Raw genomic sequence first — 15,630 nt, forward strand, 5'->3', positions numbered from 1 at the left:
GGTCTCGAAACACCTGTTACGGAGAGAAAAGACGCTAAATCGGTCGATCGGCGGCGGGACCGTTAGCTCAGCCACCTGCTCGAGTGACGAGTACGTAGAAGCCGAACGCGTTCGGAAAGCGATCACGAAAACGGGGAGCCTCAGATTGCAGTCGTATTCGACGGATGAAACGCCGGTCCCGCAGCCCGTCGACGTGACGATACGTAGCCGGATCGGAACCGTACCGAGGACGGCGCTACCCGAACTTGCCGGTGATGTAGTCTTCGACGCGGTCGTGTTCGGGATTCTCGAAGATCTTGTTCGTGTCGTCGAACTCCACGAGGCGGCCTCCGGTGAGGAAGACGGCGGTCTTGTCCGAGATGCGGGCCGCCTGCTGCATGTTGTGGGTGACGATGATGACCGTGTACTCCTCGGCGAGTTCCTCGACCAGGTCCTCGATCTTCGAGGTCGCGACGGGGTCGAGCGCCGACGCCGGCTCGTCCATCAGGATCACTTCCGGGTCGGGCGCGATCGCTCGCGCAATGCACAGGCGCTGCTGCTGGCCGCCGGAGAGGTCCAGCCCGCTCGTCTCGAGTTGGTCCTCGACCTCGTCGAGGAGGGCAGCCCGCTCGAGGGCGGTGTGGACCTGTTCGTCGAGGTCGCCGTCGTCTTCGCCCTGGACGCGGAGGCCGTAGGCGACGTTGTCGTAGATGGACTTGGGGAAGGGGTTCGGCTTCTGGAAGACCATGCCGATCTTCCGGCGCAGGGCGACGGGATCGACGTCGTCGTCGTAGACGTTCTTCCCGCGGAAGAAGAGGTCGCCCTCGACGCGAGCGACGTCGATGAGGTCGTTCATCCGGTTGATCGACCGCAAGAACGTCGACTTCCCACAGCCCGACGGGCCGATCAGCGCCGTCACCTGCTGTTCCGGGATCTCCATCGAGATACTCTGTAGCGCCTGGTCGTCGCCGTAGTAGACGTCCAGGTCCCGCGACTCGATGATCGTCTCGGCCGGTTCGGCGTCGCGGCGAGAATCTTCGTCGGTAACCGACCCGATCCCGGATTCCGGACGGCCGGTCTCGGACGTCGATACAGTTCCTGGGCCGCCGCCGTTCGCGGTCATGCGAGGTACCTAGGAGTTGTGGCTCCGGCAGTTACCTGTTCCGGATTCGTTCGAGCGGATCCGAACGGATCGCTCGCGCTGGTCTCGAAACCGTACGGGGACGGGGGACGCTCCGTCATTACGTCGAGGAACGAACTCGGTCGTCAAGTACCCCGCTATGAGCGGTACGTGTCTCACCCGAGACCTACATATCGATACGTATCTGCTTACCGGTCCACGCGGTATCCGTACGGATTCGGGGGCTGGACGGTCGAGTCGAAGCGAGTCGTACCCCACAACCTCGAGCGGGCCATATATCGGGCAGCTCTGTTGAAACCCTCGGAGAAGATATCTGCAATAGCTTCTCCTCTGCTGCGTCGATTATCGCAATGGGGGCTGGAGACGTGAAGGCCGTGCTCGACGCAATTGGTGAACCGACTCCGAGCACGAACCACCTCCAACCCGATTTCGGTCAATGACTGGAGTGCGAGCGGGACAGCTCGTGGAAGTCATCTTCGTCCACTGTCGGGTACGGGGACTACTGAAAATACAACGGGGAACGGAGCGGTGATAGGTCGGTGTGAACCTACAGGAACCGGCTCTTACTCATCACCGTCCAGGATGTTGTCCGGCGATAGATCGATTCGCAGGATATCCCCGGCCGAGACGGTTATTCCTGTATCGCTTTCACTGCCGAGCGTGAAATCGAACGTCCCGTCGCCACCATGTTCGATCGAACTCTCGTTGAGGTCGAACTCGACGGTCTCAGTGGCGGAATACTGAGTTACGTCCTCAACGTCACTGGGTTCGTCCTGTTGATCCGGCTGGTCCAGATCGATATCACTGGCATCGATCGAGACGGAATCCGTGGTGTCGAGTTTCACAGGCTCATCCGTCGACGTGACGGCCTGACGATCGAGGTCGACGTCCGCGATAACCCGCGTTTCGTCGGGGGCATCGATCGGGGCGACTTTGACGTACATCGTGTCGTCGTGTAACTCCGATGCCCAGACGTCGAAGTGGACGGCAGCACCGTCATCGAAGTAGTTCTGGACGGTGTCGTTCTGCCAGGCCGTTGTGAGAGCACGGTCGATCTCGGCATCCGTCATCGCGTCCGAATTAGTGATCTCGGTCGTGTAGTTCGCGGGCAATCCATCGGCTGATAGGGTATCAGCTGTCGAACTGGTCATCGCTGCGGTAGTGACACTGCCAGCCCCAAGGACGAGCAGTGCAACGATCGCAAGCACGGGTACTGTATGTCGCATTGGTGTGTCACCTCGTTGGGAGTGCCATACCCAGCCTCGAGTCGGCCTCGAGTCAGCAGTATGGGTGCTGCTTCTCCGAGATTGCTCGAGCCGGGAGTGAGACTCCCGAGTACACCATTCGCTGAAAGACCGGAAAGTGTTTGATTGGAAACTAGTTTTGGAACGCCTTTCAGACTCGTTTCTCGTAGCTGGTCGTCTCACTTCAAAACGACGACGTTGCCCATTCCTCTCCGCTTCCGTTCGACTAACCCTTTGCCCTCGAGGGTGTCGAGTGTTCGGCTAACCGTGGCCTTCGAGAGATCCGTGTCCGCGACGATCTCTCGTTGAGGGAGTGTGCCGTCCGCATCGAGCACGGTCGAATAGACGGTTTCCTCGTGGTTTTGCAGTCGAGCAACCGTTTCTTCCCACTGCTCTTGCTGATCACGGTCCCTGAATTGTACGGTCGCATCCCCACGGGTAACCGCAGTACGTTCAGTTGTCCGAGGCTGTGCCGTCGGTGATGATCGGTTCTCCGTCCTTTCGACGGACCGTCCGCTGGATCCAGCGGTCGCGGCTGTAGTAAAAGACTCGAGGAGGAATAGATAGGTTCCACTGGCACCGAGAAGCGAAGCGGCAACAGCGATAATCGCGACGTCAGTATAGGTAAAGTACTGGCCTAATTGGGTGGTCTCCGTACCGTTTTCCCCAACGGAGACCATGACTGGCGATGGTGTAATCAACTGCGTGGCAAGCACGAAGATCGCGGCAACGAAGACGGCTGCCGCACCCAGGTGCTTCCCATGGAGGGCTGACAGATCCATACGGTCAGATAGTGGAAACCTCCCTCTAATGCGTATCGCTCTTGTGCCGTGAAACAGGGCTGAAACAGCCGTGAAATGCGTTTTCAACGCGTTTCCAACTGCTTTCAGCACAGTATTGATTGGGTCTTTCACCGAATAGAAGACACGAATGGTGTCCGAGTTACAGTCCAAGATCATGTTCCTGGGTAGTTTGGCCCTCCTCGGCGTTGGACTCGCTGTGGCTGGAACTGCAGTGGGTGTCCCTACCCCACTCGTCGACTCTCAACCGAGTTCGGAATTCGTCGTCTCGGCGGAAAACGTCACACTCGAGCACGGTGACGAGCAGGCGGCCGTCGTCGAGGATATGAGCCATGTCGACCAGGTCGAGATCGATCGCCAAGACGGCGGTACGTTCCACGTCAACACGACTACAGAGCAACCCCTGACCGAACGTGACCGCCGAGACGCACAGGCGATCGCTCGAACTAACGAAACCGTTCGACAAGCACTCGCGGATGTCGAACAGTACGAGATGACCGTCGAACCGATTCAACAGATCTCGGCGGATGCGATGGAGACAACGACGCTCTCCGGGCTCAACGAAACGTCGACGGATAACGGTACGGAGACAGCGACGTTCTCGATCTCGACCGGAGGGCAGAACGAAAGTGTGACTATCGACCGTGATCCTACGTATCTCGAGGACGAAGCGACCGTTAGGGTAGTCCATCCCGGTGAAGATGAGACGTACTACTCGATCACAGTGGACCTCGAGACTGAGACGGTCACTGATATCACGGATTGGACGGATATATAGATCGACGATTCGAACGATGAATTCGTCCGGTCGCGACGCTGCTGGGAGCAGTTTCGTGAATTCGACCATAGGTGCATCGTCTGCGATCTCGATTGACCGCTCTAATGATCAGTACAGGTGAAAATCTGGTACTCCGTTTCACTCGATTTTGTCTCCGTCCAGGAGGGTGTCAACGGAACCCATCGGTCCGGTTCCACCGGACTGATCGGACCGAAGGCGGTCGAACTCGGTCTCGCCAACGACCGGATACGCTATGGCCCCCTCCGATGACGGGTCTATAGATAGGAGTCGATTTATGTACGGACCGTCAACGCGCGACCATGGAGACGCGCAAGGTCCAGGTAACGGGCGGATCGACGTACACCGTCTCCCTGCCCAAGGAGTGGGCGACGGACAACGACGTCAGTTCCGGGACGACAGTGGAACTGTACCCAGAGGACGACGCCCTGCTGTTGACCCCACAGAGCGAGAGCGACCGACAGGAGGGCACGCTCGACGTCTCGGATCTCGAGGGAGAACGTCTTACGCGGGCCGTGATGACGATGTACGTCAGCGGCTTCGACATTATTCGACTCGAGGCCGGCCGGATCACGACCGACCAGCGACGGGCGATCCGGTCGGCAACCCAGAGCCTGGTCGGCGTCGAAGTCTTAGAGGAGACGACCGACAGCGTCGTCATCCAGGATCTGCTCGATTCCTCGGAGCTGTCGATCGTCAACGCCGTCCGGCGGATGCGCCTGATCGCGACCTCGATGCTCGAGGACGCGGTGACGGCGCTGGTCGAGAACGACGACGACATCGCCCACGACGTCATCGAACGGGACGACGACGTCGACCGACTCTGGCTCGTGGTCTCGCGGATCTTCCGTGCCACCCTCCGATCGCCGCGGGCGGCCGAGGAACTCGGCGTCTCCCGCGAGGACTGTTTCGACTTCCACTCTAGCGCCCGCCAACTGGAACGCGTCGCAGACCACGCCGCGAAGATCAGCCAGCTCGCGCTCAAACTCGAGGAGATTCCCGAAAGCGTCGCCGAGGCGCTCGTCGCGTTGCAAGACGACGCCGCCGACGTCCTCGAGAAAGCGATGGACGCGTTGTTCGTCGAGGAAACCGACGAGGCAAACGCCCTGGGTCATGCCGCACGCGAGGCAGTCCTCGAGATCGACGAGCACACACGTCACATTGACGATATGCTCCGCGAGCAGGAGCCGGTCCAGGCCCAGTCGCTCGGGCTGATCGTCGACTCGCTGTCCCGGAGCGCCGACTACGGCGGTAACATCGCCGAAACCGCTCTCCAGAAGGCAGCGCCTCGACCGCGATCCTGAGCCCGACTCGATCGGATCGTACAGCGCTGTCGGCGATTTGACCTGTGAATCGCCGGGCCGGAAAGTAGATTTACAGGTAGTAGAAAGTGGTCCGCATGCTCTCGAAGCGGCAATTTCTCGCGTGGACCGGCACCACAGTTCTCTCGCTTGCCGGGTGTGTGACGGCGAATATGGAGGCGGTCGACTACTACATCAAGGGCGACGACGCGTACGAGGCTGCCGAAGAGGCCAGAGCGAACGGCGACCTCGAGGGTGCACTGGAGGAGTACGAACGAGCCGCCGAGCGATTCGACGCCGCCTACGAGGCCTCGGAGACTGAACAGGCGAAGACGTTCAGCTACGAGGCCCGGGAACTGGCCCGGCTCCATGCCAAAGCCGCCCGGAACAAGCTCGAGGCGAAAAACGAGTTCGACGACGAGGCGGCGTACGAACGGGCCGATCTCGCCGAGTTCCTCGAAGACGACGAGCGGACACTGCTGGAGGAGTACGAGATCCGGAAGACGTCGGCGTTCGAGCGTCGGACGCGCATTCCGACCTGAGCGGATCGGGTTTTGTTCGTCGGTTCGACGCCGGAACCGCCGCGAAATCGAACGACCCCTCGAGAAGCGAGCCGTCGGCTGGGCGGCCCTGAACGTCGGAAAAGGGGAAGGGAGGCGTTACTTGTCCGCTTCGAGGACGGCGTTGACCTGTCCGGTCTGGCCGGGACGGGACGTCACGCGCGCCGTGCCTTCGGACGTCTCGATGACCGCGCCCTTCGTGATGATGTTTCGGCGGACGTAGTTCGGGTTGGCTTCGTTCTCGACGACGTCCTCGATCTCGGCCGTGACGGTTTCCTCGCCTTTGTTGACGCTCGCGACGTTGGTCGCCAGCGCGCGGGTCTTGGTATCGTTCCCGCGAACGTCGACGGTCCGGAACCGGGGCTCGCCGACCTGCGTCTCGGTCGGGAGTCGGCCGAGTTCGTTCTTTCGGCGCTTTCGAACGTTCTTCAGTCGACCGCCGGTACGCTTGCGCGTAGAGCGTCCCTGATCTTGCATATCCGGGAGAAAGCCCGGCGCCTACTTGAATGCACGCTTTCACGCCGGCGGATCGACGGCCCGTTCGGGGTCCGCCGTGGCGGTTGCGGTCCGGTCCGGTCCGGTTCCGGCTTCGGCTTCGGTCGTCGCGATCCCCGGCCCCTCACTCGTCCGGAACCAGACAGTACGCGTGGCCGGGTTCCTCGAGGATCGTCTCCTCCTCGTCGTCCCAGTAGTTCGAGAAGACGCCGCGTTCGGCGTAGTAGATCCGCCCGTCGTGGGGGACCGGGGCGCTCGTGACGTGGCCGCGGTTCTCGACGCGCCACCGCCGGGTTCCCGTCTCGGCGTCGAGCGCGTACAGATACGAGTCGTACGAGCCGACCAGCACCGATCCCGCGGTGACCGTCAGTGCTCCGATGATCGATCCGTTGACGTCCGTCGCCCACAGTTCCTCGCCGGTGTCGCAGTCGAGGGCGTAGACGTATCCGTCGTTGCTGCCGGTGTAGACGACGTCCGCCTCCGGATCGAGCGCCGGGTTCGCCATGATCCGGCCGTCGGTCTCGAACGACCACTGCTCGGTTCCGTCCTCGAGGTCCAGACAGTAGAAGTGCTCGTCCCAGGATCCGAAGTAGCCGTAGCCGTCGTGAGCCGCGATGGTCCCTTTGATCTCCGCGCCGAGGTTGAACTCGCCGTCCGCCTTCGATTCGCCGTCGGGTCCGTCCTCGCCGCCGGTCTGGAACTTCCAGGCGAACTCGAGGGAGGGGAACTCCCAGCAGTAGACGGCGCCGTCGTTCGACCCGGCGCAGATCCGCCCGGTCTCGAGGTCGATCGTCGGCGACGGGTGGGACTGCCCCCAGATCCGATCGTCGCTCCAGGTCGGTTCGCCGGTTTCGGCGTCGAACGTCCAGAGTGCACCGGAGGACGGGCTCCCGTACTCGACGATCACGTAGAGAGTACCCTCGTAGTAGGCGGGGCTCGAGCCGATCGCGAGCGTGCCGTCGAGTTCGCTCGAGCGGGTCCGCCAGACGAGTTCTCCCGTCTCGACGTCGATCGCGTACAGGTCGCCGTCGTACCCCCCGATGTAGGCGGTTCCGTCGACGATAGCCGGAGAACCGTGGAAACCGAGCTTGGTCGCGCCGGTCTCCGTGAGCCATTGGGGTTCACCGGACGGCTCGACGCCGTGAACCCAGCCCGTATCGCCCGCCATCACCATCGTGTCGCCGTCGGGCGTCGGAACGGGGCTGGACTTGGCCGCGGTGTGACCGACGTTGTTGATCGGGAACGACCAGTTGACGCTGACCTCGTCCGGGACGACCTCGTCGGGATAGTAGCCGAGTCGGCGAAGCCCGCGCTGGAACATCCTCACGTCGTCGTCGGGGTGGCTCGCGTACGCCGAGACGGTATCGGCCGCGTCGCGGTCGGACATGGACGTGGACGGCGATCCGTCTCCGTCGGCCGACGTCCACGGGGTCGCACAGCCGGCCAGTCCGGCGGCCGACGCAACGCCGGCCGCACGGAGGAACTGCCGCCGGCTACGGTCGGTTTCGTCTTCGATTCGCGGGATCGGAGATCGATCGGACATACGGGGGTCTGCTGGAACTCGCGTAGCGATTCTTCAAAACGGTCCCGATGTTCGACGGCGGTCGGAGGTGCCGGGCCCCGACGTCGTTAGTCCTGCTGGGCGTCGACGACCGCTACGCTGGCCAGGTTCACGATGTCCTTGACCTCGTCGCCCCGCTGGAGGACGTGAACCGGCTTGTCCATGCCGACCAGCATCGGCCCGATGGCGTCCGCGCCGCCGAGCCGCTGGAGCAGTTTGTAGCCGATGTTACCCGACTCGAGGTTCGGGAAGACCAGCACGTTCGCGGGCTGGTCGAGTTCCGAGAAGCCGTAGGTCCCCTCGAGAATGTCCTCGACGACGGCGGTGTCGGCCTGCATTTCGCCGTCGACCGGGAAGTCGACTTCGGGGTCGTCCTGCAGCATGTTCGCGGCGCGGCGCGGTTTGCGGGTGCCTTCGTTGTCGACGCTACCGAAGTTCGAGTACGACAGCAGTGCTGCGCGGGGTTCGACGTTGAACCGCCGGGCGAGGTCGCCGGTCAGTTTGGTGACCTCCGCGAGCACTTCCTCGTCGGGGTCCTGGTTGACCGTCGCGTCGGCGACGAACACGACGCGGTTCTTGAACGTCAGCATGTAGACACCCGCGGCGTAGTCGACGTCGTCTGCGGTGCCGATGACCTGCAGGGGCGGCCGCAGCGCCGAGGGGTAGTGATGCGAGAGGCCGGTCAGGAGGGCGTCGGCGTCGCCCTGTTCGACCATCACGCTCCCGAAATAGTTCGTGTCGTTTTCGATGAGATCGGTAGCCTCGGTCCGGGTGATCCCCTTGCGCTGGCGGAGGTCGTGAAGGCGTGCGGCGTACTCCTCGTAGTCGCCGACGGAGGGGTCCGCGACCTGCGGATCGAAGTCCAGTCCGAGGTTCGCCGCAGTCTGTCGGATCTCGCTTTCGTCCCCGATGAGGATCGGAGCGGCGATCCCCTGCTCCTGGATCTGGTAGGCCGCCCGAATCATCTTCTCGTTTTCGCCCTCCGCCAGGGCGACCGTCTTGGGGTCGCTCTTGGCCTTGTTGAGGACGACCCGCATCATTTCGCGGGACTTGCCGAGGCGGGCCTCGAGTTCCTCCTCGTACGCGTCGGGGTCGATCTCGGTCCGGGCGGCACCGGACTCCACCGCGGCCTCGGCGACGGCCGGGGCAACGCGAAACAGCACGCGCGGGTCGACCGGCTTGGGGATGATGTAGTCGGGGCCGTACTGGAGCGGTTCGTCGCCGTAGGCCTTGACGACCGCGTCGGGAACGTCCTGGCGGGCGAGGTCCGCAAGCGCCTCGGCACAGGCGACCTTCATCGCCTCGTTGATCTCGGTCGCGCGGACGTCGAGCGCCCCACGGAAGATGAACGGGAACCCGAGGACGTTGTTGACCTGATTCGGATAGTCCGACCGCCCCGTCGCCATGATGACGGTGTCGTCCCGGGCCTCTTTGGCCTCCTCGTAGCCGATCTCGGGGTCGGGATTGGCCATCGCGAAGATGATCGGATCCTCGGCCATCGACCGGACCATCTCCTCGTCGACGATCCCGCCGATCGACAGGCCGACGAAGACGTCGGCACCCTCCATCGCGTCCGCGAGGTCGCCCTCGGGGACGTCGCGAGCGAACTGTTGTTTGTATTCGTTGACGTCGCCCCGTTCGGCGCGGGGCTCGGTGATGATCCCCGAGGAGTCACACATCGTGATGTTCTCCCGCTTGCAGCCGAGCGAAACGTAAAACTTCGCTGTCGCGATCGCGCTCGCGCCCGCACCGGAGAAGACGATCTCGAGGTCCTCGAGGTCCTTGTCGGCGATATCTGCGGCGTTGAGCAGCGCCGCGCCGGAGATGATCGCGGTCCCGTGCTGGTCGTCGTGGAAGACCGGGATGTCGATCTCCTCGCGGAGCCGTTCCTCGATCGTGAAACACTCGGGGGCCTTGATGTCCTCCAAGTTGATCCCGCCGAAGGTCGGTTCCATCATCTTGACGGCCTCGACGAACTTGTGGGGATCGGACTCGTCGAGTTCGAGGTCGAAGACGTCGATGTCCGCGAACCGCTTGAAGAGGACGCCTTTCCCCTCCATGACGGGCTTGGACGCCTGTGCGCCGATGTCACCGAGCCCCAGTACGGCGGAGCCGTTCGAGACGACGCCGACGAGGTTCCCTTTCGAAGTGTACGTATAGGCTTCGTCGGCGTCCTCGTCGATTTCCATACACGGCGCGGCGACGCCGGGCGAATACGCGAGCGAGAGGTCACGCTGCGTATTCGTCGGTTTCGTCGTCGAAATCTCGATCTTTCCGGGTGGATCGGTCCGGTGGTAGTCCAGTGAATCCTCGTCGAGTCCCATATGGAGGACAGTGCGGGCCACCACTAAAAACAATGCGAAGGGTTGTTTCGACGGACGTCGAACCGTTCTGCGGGAGCCTGTCGTTCAAGCGGCCCCCCGATTCGACCGTTTTATACGGGGCGCGCAAGTGTGGTCGGGTATGGACGTCGCGCTTGGTGGGACGTTCGACCCCGTTCACGACGGCCACCGCAAGCTGTTCGAACGGGCGTTCGAACTCGGGGACGTGACTGTCGGACTGACGAGCGACGAGCTCGCGCCGAAAACGCGGCAGGTGGATCGACCGGTTCGGAGCTACGAAGAACGCGAGACCGATCTCGAGGCGGCCCTCGAGACGTTCGCCGACGAGTACGACCGCGAGTTCGAGATCCGTACCCTCGAGAAACCGACCGGGATCGCGACCGAGCCACAGTTCGACTATCTGGTCGTCTCGCCGGAGACCCGGGAGGGCGGAGAACGGATCAACGAGATTCGCCGCGAACACGGATACGATCCGCTCGAGGTCGTCGTCGTCCCACACGTTCGCGCGGATGACGGGGACATCATCTCGAGTACACGTATCGTCCAGGGCGAGATCGACGAGCACGGCAACGTGCTGGACGACGCCGAGTGACGGTCGGTCCCGCTTTCGCATCGTTTTCACCGCCTAATATCGTCTTTCGACCGCTACCCGACCGTCAGCACGGCATAACACCGCCCTAATCGGTTGTTACCGGCGACAGTAATCGAGCGTGGCTCGAACTACCAGCCCGGCGGCTCGAGGCCGGCCCGCTCGAGGACGTCCTTCCAGCGCGACTGTATCGAGAGCCGAGAGACCTCCGCGGCCTCGGCGACCTCGCCCTGCGTGCGTCCCTCGCCGGCGACGAGCGATCCCGCGTAGACGCTCGCGGCAAGCACTGCCCGCTTCGAACGATCGTCGTCCGGGACGTCGGTCAGAAAGAGGTCCGTCGCCGTGGATCGTGCTTCCGTCGAGAGGTCGAGCCGATCGGCGATCCGCTCGAGGTCCTCGAGCCACGATCGGTACTCGATCCGGTCTCGAGCGCTGTGCATACCGGGACTATCGCCTCATCGGAAATAAACCCGCGGTCACGAATCGGAAACGATCGCAACGATCGTGGGGCGAATCGCCAATACGGTGCTACTCGATCCAACGTACAGCTACGAACGACTATGCGAACCGGCCGTTCTCCCGCGGTTTCACTAGGAGACAACTACTAAAGCGGGGGGACGACAAACGAGAAGTCGACGTGACGCTTCCCGACCGGCGGTCTCATCGGGACTACTACATGAAGGAACCAACCTGCAAACTCGTCTGTACCGGTTGCGGCCTCGAGATGCCGTACCGGGACCGATCGCTGGCCGAGCAAGCGGCGGAGCTCCACCAGCTACGCGATCCGGAGCACGTGACCTTTATCGTCCCGCCGGACTGGTCCCCGGAGGAGCCGGTCAAGCATCAGTGACGACGCGTCGGATCGACAGGTTCTTACTCGATTCGTGAAAAGGCGGGAGTGCGCGCGGGTAGCCAAGCTAGGCCAACGGCGCAGCGCTTAGGACGCTGTCCCGTAGGGGTCCGCCGGTTCGAATCCGGTCCCGCGCATTCTCCGCGAACAACACCGTGAGCGGAGAATGCAGTCAGCGGATTCGAACGAGAGAAGACGCGCACAACGGAGTGAGCACGTCTTCGCGTTGTTCGAATCCGGTCCCGCGCCTTTTTCAATCGAAGACGATAGCCTCGAGCGTGCCAGCACCCTCACCACCCGGGCCACAATCCGTCTCGACTACTCGAGTCCGAACCAGCGGGAGCACATTGTCAACAACGGATCACGACCGGAGAGGGATCAATAAACGCAGCCTACGGGAGAGAAAAGCGACAGACGAACGTCAGACGTCCCAAAACGCTTATTCGCGCGGAACCAACTTGTAAAAGCAATGGACGGGTTAGACGACGTGTTCGGGGATCTCTTCTCGAGTGTCGACGGCGTGTTGTTGTTCTCGCCGAGCGGATCCTACTACGAGCGGTTCGCGACGATGGACGACGTCGACGTCATCGTCGTCGGCACCGACAACGACGTCGGTGCGGACACGTTCGTCGAACTCCCGCTCGCGTTCGACGACGTCTCCGACCGGATCAAGTTCGGCCTCGAGGGTGCGTTCGAAGAGGGAGTGATCGAGGACGGCGACGAACTCGCCTGCGCGACGCGGCTTTTCGACAACGAGATCGATACCGTTTCACGCGTGCGGGCGAGTGCCGACGACCACACGGGCATCTACGATCTCTTCGCCAAGTCGCGGGCCGAACCCGACGTCATCAAGTCCGTGCTCGAGTTGGCGATCGAACTCGGCAAGAAGGGCCAGAAGGGCAAGCCCGTCGGCGCGCTGTTCATCGTCGGCGACGCGGGCAAGGTGATGAACAAGTCCCGGCCGCTGTCGTACAACCCCTTCGAGAAGTCCCACGTCCACGTGGGCGATCCGATCGTCAACGTAATGTTGAAGGAGTTCTCCCGACTCGACGGCGCGTTCGTCATCTCCGACGCGGGCAAGATCGTCTCGGCGTATCGCTACCTCGAGCCGTCGGCGGAGGGGGTCGACATTCCGAAGGGGCTGGGCGCGCGGCACATGGCCGGCGGCGCGATCACCAGGGACACGAACGCGATCGCGATCGTACTCTCGGAGAGCGACGGGCTCGTCCGGGCGTTCAAGGGCGGCGAGATGATCCTGGAGGTCGACCCGGAGGCCTACTGACATGGACTGGCAGACGTTTATCGAGGAGCCGGCGGTCATCGCCGCCGCGGTCCTCGCGCTCGGCCTCGTCGTCGGCTACCTCGTCGGGCGGCTCAACAAGGAGTTGCTCACGGCGGCGGGAGTGCCCGACGCGGTCGAGGGGACGCCGTTCGAGCGGACGGCACAGTCGCTCGGTACGTCCACCGTCGAGATCGTCGCCCGACTGAGTTCGTGGTTCATCTACGGGATCGCGATCCTGACAGCGATCCACATCGCCCAGTTGCTGAACACCGACGCGTTCTGGTTCCGGGTGACGGAGTTCATCCCGCAGGTCTTCGTCGCCGTCCTGGTGCTCATCCTCGGGTTCATCATCGCGGACAAGTCCGAACTCGCGGTCAGCGAGTATCTACGGGGGGTCAAGCTCCCCGAAATTTCACTGCTTCCGCGACTGATCAAGTACTCCGTTCTCTACGTCACGTTCATCATCGCACTGGGACAGATCGGCGTCCACGTTCTCGCGCTGTTGATCCTGCTGACGGTGTACGCCGTCGGCGTCGTAATCGTCTTCACGGTCGCGTTCAAGGACTTCCTCGTCTCGAGTGCTGCAGGGATCTACCTCCTGTTGAACCAGCCCTACGGGATCGGCGACGAGGTCCGGATCGGCGACCAGTCGGGGATCGTCCAGGAGGTCGATCTGTTCGTCACGAAGATCGAGAACGACTCCGAGGAGTACATCGTGCCGAACCGGAAGGTCCTGGACGAAGGCGTCGTTCGAAATCGAGAGTAGGGACGGCGTCGTTCTCAGGCCGCCCGCTCGACGTGTTTCACGTAGTGGCGGCCGCGGGGCCGCTTCCTTCCCGGCGTCGGGGTCGATTTCGACCGTCCGGTTCAGACGTCCTCGAGATCCAGCGAGAGTCCCGCGTGCCAGCGGTCGACGCCGGCCTCGCGCTTGGCCTCGTCCATCTTCGCCAGCAGGTGCGTCGCGAGCGTCGCCGTCTCGGCGGCCCGGGACTCGCCTTCGGTGCGGAACTCGCCGCCGTCGCGGTCGGCGTAGACCGTACAGACCGCGCCGCCGCGCAGCCCGTAGAGGTTCGCGAGCGTGAGGATGGCGCTTGCCTCCATCTCGATGTTCTTGACGTTTGCCTCCACGAGCTGGTCGACGAGGTCTTCGGAGCCGGCTGCCTCGAAGCCGTCGTAGCCGGACCGGCCCTGGCCCGCGTAGAAGGAGTCGGCGCTCATGGTGACGCCGGTGTGGTAGTCGTAGCCCAGTCGCTCGGCTGCGGCGACGAGCGCGCTGACGACCTCGTGGTCGGCGACGGCCGGGTAGTCCTCACGGACGTACTCGTCGCTGGTGCCCTCCTGGCGGACCCCGCCGGTCGTGATGACGAGGTCGCCGACGTCCATCTCGGGCTGGAGCGCGCCACAGGACCCGACCCGGATGAACGTGTCCGTGCCCACGCGGGCCAGTTCCTCGACCGCGATGGCGGCCGAGGGGCTGCCGATCCCCGTCGAGGTGACCGAGATCGGCGTCCCTTCGTAGCTGCCCGTCGCGGTCCGGTACTCGCGGTGGTGGGCGCGGATCTCGTGGTCGTCCCAGTGAGCGACGATCTTCTCGAGGCGCTCCGGGTTCCCGGGCAGGAGGACGGTGTCCGCGACGTCCTCGGGGGCGACCTCGAGGTGGTACTGTACGTCCGCGTTCGGATCTTCGCTGTCGGCTGGCATTCGACGCGGGGGTTCGGGCCGGCACCGTATATAAATGCGGGGCACGCGTACCGCCGGTATGGCACGCGGTACCGAATCCGGATCGCTCGCTGACACCTACGTCGCCGCCCTCCAGCACGACCGGGCCGACCTGCCGCCGGAGACGACGCTCGTCGGGGTCGTCCGAAAGCCCGCGCCGTGGTTTCACGCCGCGGTCGACGAGAACCGCCCCGCGCTGGGGCCGCCCGCCGACCTCCTCGAGGCCGCCAAGGCGGCCGAGGAGGAGTTCAAGATGCAAGGACTGTGCGAGGAAGGAGCCCACGACGCGGCCTGGGATCGGGTCGACTTCGCCGACGCGTACCGCGATCACATCGAGACGGACCCGAAGGCACGGGCGGCCCTGGCGGACCTCGAGGCACGCATCGAGTCCGGCGAGTCGCTCGCGCTGGTCTGTTACGAGAACACCGACAAGAAGCGGTGTCACCGGACGATCCTCCGGGAACGGCTCGAGGAACGGATCGAGGCGGAATAGGGCCGAAACGCGCTACTCGAGCGTCTCCTCGCTGATCGTGTTCGGGAGGAGCTCTCCCAGCGCGTACTCCGTCGGTTCCACTCCCTCGCCCTCGTCACAGATGACCCGCAGGTCGTCGTCGCAGAACTCCGCGAGCGTCTGGCGACACATCCCGCAGGGGGTGACGCCGTCCCGGCGGTCCGAACTGACCGCGAGCCGCGTGAACTCGCCGTGGCCGTTCTTGACCGCCTCGGCGATCGCCACCTCCTCGGCGTGGAGGCTGTTGCTGAAGTTCGCGTTCTCGAGGTTGCAGCCGACGAACACCTCGCCGTCTCCGGTCTCGATCGCCGCGCCGACCGCGTACTCGGAGTAGGGAACGTGAGCCTGCGACTGGATCTCCCGGGCGCGCTCGATGAGGTCCCCGTCGTCGCGGTCGCCAGCGTCGTTCGACTTCTCGGCACTCATGGTGATCTGTACTGCCTCGAGGAGGGGTAAGAAG

At 63.4% G+C, this 15,630-nt stretch carries 16 protein-coding genes, 1 tRNA gene and 1 pseudogene; 9 read left to right on the forward strand and 9 right to left on the reverse strand.

The features are described from left to right. Nucleotides 1-235 precede the first annotated feature (235 nt). The 3 genes from pstB to CHINAEXTREME_RS12455 all read right to left on the reverse strand — a co-directional run bounded on the left by pstB (nt 236) and on the right by CHINAEXTREME_RS12455 (nt 3,146). Nucleotides 236-1,102 carry a phosphate ABC transporter ATP-binding protein PstB gene (pstB, locus tag CHINAEXTREME_RS12445; RefSeq protein ID WP_076738736.1) on the reverse strand — a complete coding sequence of 289 codons (867 nt, stop codon included), beginning with the start codon at nt 1,100-1,102 and terminating at the stop codon, nt 236-238. Nucleotides 1,103-1,683: 581 nt separating this feature from the next. After that, on the reverse strand, nt 1,684-2,346 hold the full coding sequence (locus CHINAEXTREME_RS12450; RefSeq protein WP_238593272.1) for a hypothetical protein: 663 nt from the start codon (nt 2,344-2,346) through the stop codon (nt 1,684-1,686). 197 nt (nt 2,347-2,543) lie between these two features. Beyond that, nucleotides 2,544-3,146 (reverse strand): helix-turn-helix transcriptional regulator, encoded by a 603-nt coding sequence (locus tag CHINAEXTREME_RS12455; protein ID WP_007141672.1) that lies wholly within the window; start codon nt 3,144-3,146, stop codon nt 2,544-2,546. 151 nt (nt 3,147-3,297) lie between these two features. Between CHINAEXTREME_RS12455 and CHINAEXTREME_RS12460 the strand changes: the two genes are divergently transcribed. The 3 genes from CHINAEXTREME_RS12460 to CHINAEXTREME_RS12470 all read left to right on the forward strand — a co-directional run bounded on the left by CHINAEXTREME_RS12460 (nt 3,298) and on the right by CHINAEXTREME_RS12470 (nt 5,803). Beyond that, nucleotides 3,298-3,942 carry a hypothetical protein gene (locus CHINAEXTREME_RS12460; protein ID WP_238593273.1) on the forward strand — a complete coding sequence of 215 codons (645 nt, stop codon included), beginning with the start codon at nt 3,298-3,300 and terminating at the stop codon, nt 3,940-3,942. 320 nt (nt 3,943-4,262) lie between these two features. Beyond that, nucleotides 4,263-5,264 (forward strand): phosphate signaling complex PhoU family protein, encoded by a 1,002-nt coding sequence (locus CHINAEXTREME_RS12465; protein WP_007141674.1) that lies wholly within the window; start codon nt 4,263-4,265, stop codon nt 5,262-5,264. A gap of 95 nt (nt 5,265-5,359) precedes the next feature. After that, nucleotides 5,360-5,803: a hypothetical protein gene (locus tag CHINAEXTREME_RS12470; protein WP_238593274.1), complete on the forward strand. Its 444-nt coding sequence runs from the start codon at nt 5,360-5,362 to the stop codon at nt 5,801-5,803. 117 nt (nt 5,804-5,920) lie between these two features. On the opposite strand, the gene CHINAEXTREME_RS12475 is transcribed toward CHINAEXTREME_RS12470, so the two are convergent. From CHINAEXTREME_RS12475 to CHINAEXTREME_RS12485, 3 genes are all read right to left on the reverse strand, one after another. Next, entirely contained in the window at nt 5,921-6,298 is a 378-nt protein-coding gene (locus tag CHINAEXTREME_RS12475) for a 30S ribosomal protein S8e (RefSeq protein ID WP_007141676.1), read from the reverse strand. Nucleotides 6,299-6,440: 142 nt separating this feature from the next. Beyond that, the gene (locus tag CHINAEXTREME_RS12480) at nt 6,441-7,859 is read right to left on the reverse strand and encodes an outer membrane protein assembly factor BamB family protein (protein ID WP_007141677.1); all 1,419 of its coding nucleotides are present in this window, start codon (nt 7,857-7,859) and stop codon (nt 6,441-6,443) included. An 86-nt stretch (nt 7,860-7,945) separates the two neighbouring features. Continuing rightward, on the reverse strand, nt 7,946-10,201 hold the full coding sequence (locus tag CHINAEXTREME_RS12485) for an NADP-dependent malic enzyme (protein WP_007141678.1): 2,256 nt from the start codon (nt 10,199-10,201) through the stop codon (nt 7,946-7,948). A 139-nt stretch (nt 10,202-10,340) separates the two neighbouring features. On the opposite strand from CHINAEXTREME_RS12485, the gene CHINAEXTREME_RS12490 reads away from it, so the two are divergent. Continuing rightward, nucleotides 10,341-10,811 (forward strand): phosphopantetheine adenylyltransferase, encoded by a 471-nt coding sequence (locus CHINAEXTREME_RS12490; protein ID WP_007141679.1) that lies wholly within the window; start codon nt 10,341-10,343, stop codon nt 10,809-10,811. A 128-nt stretch (nt 10,812-10,939) separates the two neighbouring features. On the opposite strand, the gene CHINAEXTREME_RS12495 is transcribed toward CHINAEXTREME_RS12490, so the two are convergent. Further along, nucleotides 10,940-11,248, reverse strand: coding sequence for a transcription initiation factor IIB family protein (locus CHINAEXTREME_RS12495; protein ID WP_007141680.1), 309 nt, complete (start codon nt 11,246-11,248; stop codon nt 10,940-10,942). 236 nt (nt 11,249-11,484) lie between these two features. Here CHINAEXTREME_RS12495 and CHINAEXTREME_RS21880 point away from each other — a divergent pair, with 236 nt between their 5' ends. The 4 genes from CHINAEXTREME_RS21880 (at nt 11,485) to CHINAEXTREME_RS12515 (ending at nt 13,706) form a co-directional block, all read left to right on the forward strand. After that, the gene (locus CHINAEXTREME_RS21880; RefSeq protein ID WP_006674019.1) at nt 11,485-11,658 is read left to right on the forward strand and encodes a hypothetical protein; all 174 of its coding nucleotides are present in this window, start codon (nt 11,485-11,487) and stop codon (nt 11,656-11,658) included. Nucleotides 11,659-11,710: 52 nt separating this feature from the next. Further along, nucleotides 11,711-11,795, forward strand: a tRNA-Leu gene (locus tag CHINAEXTREME_RS12505). Between the two features lie 332 nt (nt 11,796-12,127). Continuing rightward, complete coding sequence (gene dacZ, locus CHINAEXTREME_RS12510) at nt 12,128-12,940, forward strand: diadenylate cyclase DacZ (protein ID WP_007141682.1); 813 nt, start codon at nt 12,128-12,130, stop codon at nt 12,938-12,940. Nucleotide 12,941: 1 nt separating this feature from the next. After that, nucleotides 12,942-13,706 carry a mechanosensitive ion channel family protein gene (locus tag CHINAEXTREME_RS12515; protein ID WP_007141683.1) on the forward strand — a complete coding sequence of 255 codons (765 nt, stop codon included), beginning with the start codon at nt 12,942-12,944 and terminating at the stop codon, nt 13,704-13,706. 101 nt (nt 13,707-13,807) lie between these two features. On the opposite strand, the gene CHINAEXTREME_RS12520 is transcribed toward CHINAEXTREME_RS12515, so the two are convergent. Next, nucleotides 13,808-14,641, reverse strand: a complete 834-nt coding sequence (locus tag CHINAEXTREME_RS12520) for a nucleoside phosphorylase (protein WP_007141684.1) — start codon at nt 14,639-14,641, stop codon at nt 13,808-13,810. 58 nt (nt 14,642-14,699) lie between these two features. On the opposite strand from CHINAEXTREME_RS12520, the gene CHINAEXTREME_RS12525 reads away from it, so the two are divergent. Further along, a complete protein-coding gene (locus CHINAEXTREME_RS12525) occupies nt 14,700-15,152 on the forward strand; it encodes a DUF488 domain-containing protein (protein WP_007141685.1) in 453 nt (150 codons plus the stop codon). Nucleotides 15,153-15,164: 12 nt separating this feature from the next. On the opposite strand, the pseudogene cdd reads toward CHINAEXTREME_RS12525, so the two are convergent. Next, nucleotides 15,165-15,611 (reverse strand): annotated as a pseudogene (cdd, locus tag CHINAEXTREME_RS12530) (cytidine deaminase); the annotation flags it as partial. Between the last annotated feature and the right edge of the window lie 19 nt (nt 15,612-15,630).

Source organism: Halobiforma lacisalsi AJ5 (genome assembly GCF_000226975.2).
Lineage (GTDB): Archaea > Halobacteriota > Halobacteria > Halobacteriales > Natrialbaceae > Natronobacterium > Natronobacterium lacisalsi.